Annotated in this window: 3 protein-coding genes; all 3 read left to right on the top strand. The window is 72.4% G+C overall.

Annotation, left to right across the window (positions count from 1 at the left end; genetic code table 11):
* Positions 1 to 558 (top strand): phosphotransferase family protein (locus GBZ26_RS28260; protein WP_174441643.1); only part of this gene is annotated, 558 nt, incomplete at its 5' end.
* 190 nt (positions 559 to 748) lie between these two features.
* On the top strand, positions 749 to 2443 hold the full coding sequence (locus tag GBZ26_RS28255) for a tetratricopeptide repeat protein (protein WP_246653841.1): 1695 nt from the start codon (positions 749 to 751) through the stop codon (positions 2441 to 2443).
* Positions 2444 to 2544: 101 nt separating this feature from the next.
* The coding region (locus tag GBZ26_RS28250) for a 4-(cytidine 5'-diphospho)-2-C-methyl-D-erythritol kinase (RefSeq protein WP_174441641.1) at positions 2545 to 3512 on the top strand (968 nt) is incomplete at its 3' end.

The raw sequence follows: 3512 nt of genomic DNA, 5'->3' as shown, positions 1-3512 counted from the left end.
ACCCTGGCCCAGGTGGAGCGGCAGGCGGTGTGGTTCGAGCGCGCCGGGCTGACGCCGTACGCCCTGGCCCGGCTTGGCGCGGAGCTGGAGGCCGCCCGCGCTTTCCGCTGCACGGCGCCGGTCCCCATCACGCTGGTCGGCAGCGACGTCCACCCCGGCAACTTCCTGATCGACGCCGCCGGCAAGGCGTGGTTCACCGATCTGGAGAAGGCCCAGTACGGCCACCCGGCCATCGACCTCGCCCACGCCAGCCTCTACACCTCCACCATGTGGGAGCGGGAGGTCGCGGCGGTGCTGGCGCCGGACGAGGTCGCGGCGTTCCACGCGGCTTGGGAGGCGGCGGTGCCGCCCGCGCTGGCCGAGGCGGTGCGCCCGTGGCGCCGGCCCTTGCGCCGGCTGACCTGGCTGCGCACCTTGTCCTGGATGGCCCGCTGGCGGGTGGAGGGGGCGGCCCTGTCGCCGGACATGCCGGACTCGCTGGCGGCCCACATGGACGCCCACGCGGTCGACGTCCTGCGTCCGGAAATCATCGGGCGGGTCGCCGCCGAATGGCGTTGAGGGCGACGGGCGGCCGAGACATGCGATGGTTCGGGCCGCAGCGCGGTTAACCCTTGCCGGCGGTTGGTGTTAGACTGAGGACTCGAGTTTCAGGCTTTCCTGATCCGGACTCCGTAGGCGTGCAGGTGGACGCGGCATGATGACATTCCGATTTGGGCGGACCCGGTTGGGTCGGACGGCGCTCGGTGCCTTGCTCCTTTCCACGGCGGGCCTCCTGCCGGCCGGCAACGCCGTCGCCGCGGCCCCGGCGGCGACGGAGCGTCCGTCGCTGACCTCGGCGACCGGCAGCTATCTGGCCGGGCGCTTCGCCCAGCGCCAGGACGATTGGGCCGCCGCCGCCCTGTTCATGGCGCACGCCCTGTCCGCCGACCCCGGCGACCTGACGCTGCTGCGCCGCACCTACCTGCTGAAGCTGGGCGAAGGGCAGTTCGACGCCGCCATCGACCTCGCCAAGCGGCTGCTGGAGCAGGACAACGACCCGCAGATGGCCATCGCCCTGCTGGCCTCCGACAATCTGGCCCGCGGCAAGCTGAAGGAAGCCAAGGCCATGGCCGCGCGCATGCCCAAGGAAGGCATGGCGAAATACATCGGCCCGCTGATCGACGCCTGGCTGGCCGCCGCGGAGGGCAAGACCGACGCGGCGCTGAAGGCGCTGGAGCCGCTTTCGACCGCCAGCGGCTTCGCCGCCCTGCACGACCTGCACGCCGGTCTGGTGCTGGAACTGGGCGGGCGCAAGGACGCCGCCGCGGAGCGCTTCGCCCGCGTGCTCGACAAGGAGACGCCGCTGCGCGTCATCCAGATCGTCGGCAGCTTCTACGAGCGCACCGGCCGCAAGGACGAGGCACGCAAGCTGTACGAGTCCTTCCGCGCCGGCAACCCCGACAGCCTGATGGTCGAGCCGGCGCTGAAGGCGCTGGACGAGGGCAAGGCCGCCGCCCCGGTGGTGTCCGACGCCAAGCAGGGGCTGGCGGAGGCCCTGTTCGACCTGGGCAGCGCCATCCATCACGAGGGGGCGGAGGAAACCGCCCTGCTGTTCGGACGGATCGCCCTTCATCTGCGCCCCGACCTGTCGCTGGCGCGGCTGATGATCGGCGACATCATGGAGAACCGCGACCACCACGCCGACGCGCTGGTCGAGTTCCAGGCGCTGGAGAAGGACCCGGTGCTGGGCTGGACCGCCCGGCTGCGCACCGCCGAGAGCCTCGCCCGGCTGGAGCGCACCGACGACGCCATCGCCGCCTTCTCCGCCCTGTCCGCCGAACGTCCCGAGCGGACGGACGCGCTGATCCGGCTGGGCGACCTGTACCGCGTCGCCAAGCGCTACGGCGAGGCCGCCGACAGCTACAGCAAGGCGCTGGAGCGCATCGGCACGCCGGAGGAGCGGCATTGGGCGGTGCTCTACGCCCGCGCCATGTCCTACGACAAGATCGACCGCTGGCCGGACGCCGAGCGCGACCTGCGGGCGGCGCTGGCGCTGAAGCCCGACGAGGCCTTCCTGCTGAACTATCTGGGCTACAGCTACGTCGACCGCGGGCTGAACCTGGAGGAAGCCAAGGGGATGATCGAGAAGGCCGTCGCCTTGCGCCCCAAGGACGGCTACATCGTCGACAGCCTGGGCTGGGCGCTCTACCGCACCGGCGATTTCGAAGGGGCGGTGGAGAAGCTGGAGCGCGCGGTGGAGTTGAAGCCGACCGACGCCACCATCAACGACCATCTGGGCGATGCCTATTGGCGCGTCGGGCGCCGCAACGAAGCCCGCTTCCAATGGACCCGCGCGCTCCGCACCGCGGAGGAGGAGCCGCTGAAGGAGGACATCCGGGCCAAGCTGGACAAGGGACTGGTGGACCCCAAGGCCGCCGAGGCGGCGGCGCCGAAGGTTCAGTAAGCGGCGCCTGCATAGGGTCTGGCGCCGACTCTCCCCAGAGAGCATAAAGCCCTTCTTCCCCCGATCGGGAGGAAGGGCTTTTCGTTTCCGGGGACCCGACCATGAGCGCCATCGCCGAGGCCGCGCCGGCCAAGCTGAACCTCTATCTGCATGTGGTGGGCCGCCGGCACGACGGCTATCACGAGTTGGACAGCCTCGTCGCCTTCGCCGACGTGGCGGATCGGGTGACGGTGCAGCCGGGCGTGGCGCGAATCGCGCTGCGCGGCGTGGACCTGCCGCCGGTCGGGCCGCGGCTGGCCATCTCCGGCCCCTTCGGCCCGGCGCTGATGGGGGAGAACCCGGCGCACAACCTCGTCATCCGCGCCGCCCATGCGCTGGCCGCCCGGCTGGGGCGCGAGGCCGACGCGATGATCGCGTTGGAAAAGGTGCTGCCCGTCGCCTCCGGGATCGGCGGCGGCTCGGCGGACGCGGCGGCGACGCTGCGCGCCCTGGCCCGGCTGTGGGGCGTGCCGGTGACCGACCAGCGGGTCTACGAGGTCGCGGCCTCGCTGGGCGCCGATGTGCCGGTCTGCGTCGCCGGGCGGAGCTGCTATTTCGGCGGCGTGGGGGAGGTGCTGGAAGAGGCGCCGGCCCTGCCGGAAACCTTTGCGGTTCTGGTCAACCCCGGCGTGCCGGTGCCGACCCCCGCCGTGTTCAAGGCGCGCAACGGCGCCTTCAAGGGCGCCTTCTCGGCTCCGGCCCGCTTCACCGAAGCCCCCGCCGACGCCGCGGCGCTGGCCGCGCTGCTGAAGGAGCGGCGCAACGACCTGACCGAACCGGCCCTGACCGTCGCCCCGGTGATCGCCGACGCGCTGGCGGCGCTGGAGGGCACCGACGGCTGCCTGCTGGCCCGCCTGTCAGGCAGCGGAGCGACCTGCTTCGGCCTTTATGCGGATGCGGAACAGGCCGCCGCCGCCGCCCGGTCGATCAAGGCGGCGCAGCCGCGCTGGTGGGCGAAGGCCGCCCGGCTTCTGCCGACCCCGGCGGGCGCGCCGCCGCTGCCCAAGGGGCTGGCCGCACCCTCCACGGC

Origin of the sequence: Azospirillum formosense (genome assembly GCF_013340925.1) — a bacterium.
In the GTDB taxonomy this organism is placed as follows: domain Bacteria; phylum Pseudomonadota; class Alphaproteobacteria; order Azospirillales; family Azospirillaceae; genus Azospirillum; species Azospirillum formosense.
This window is presented reverse-complemented; position numbering and strand designations above follow the sequence as displayed.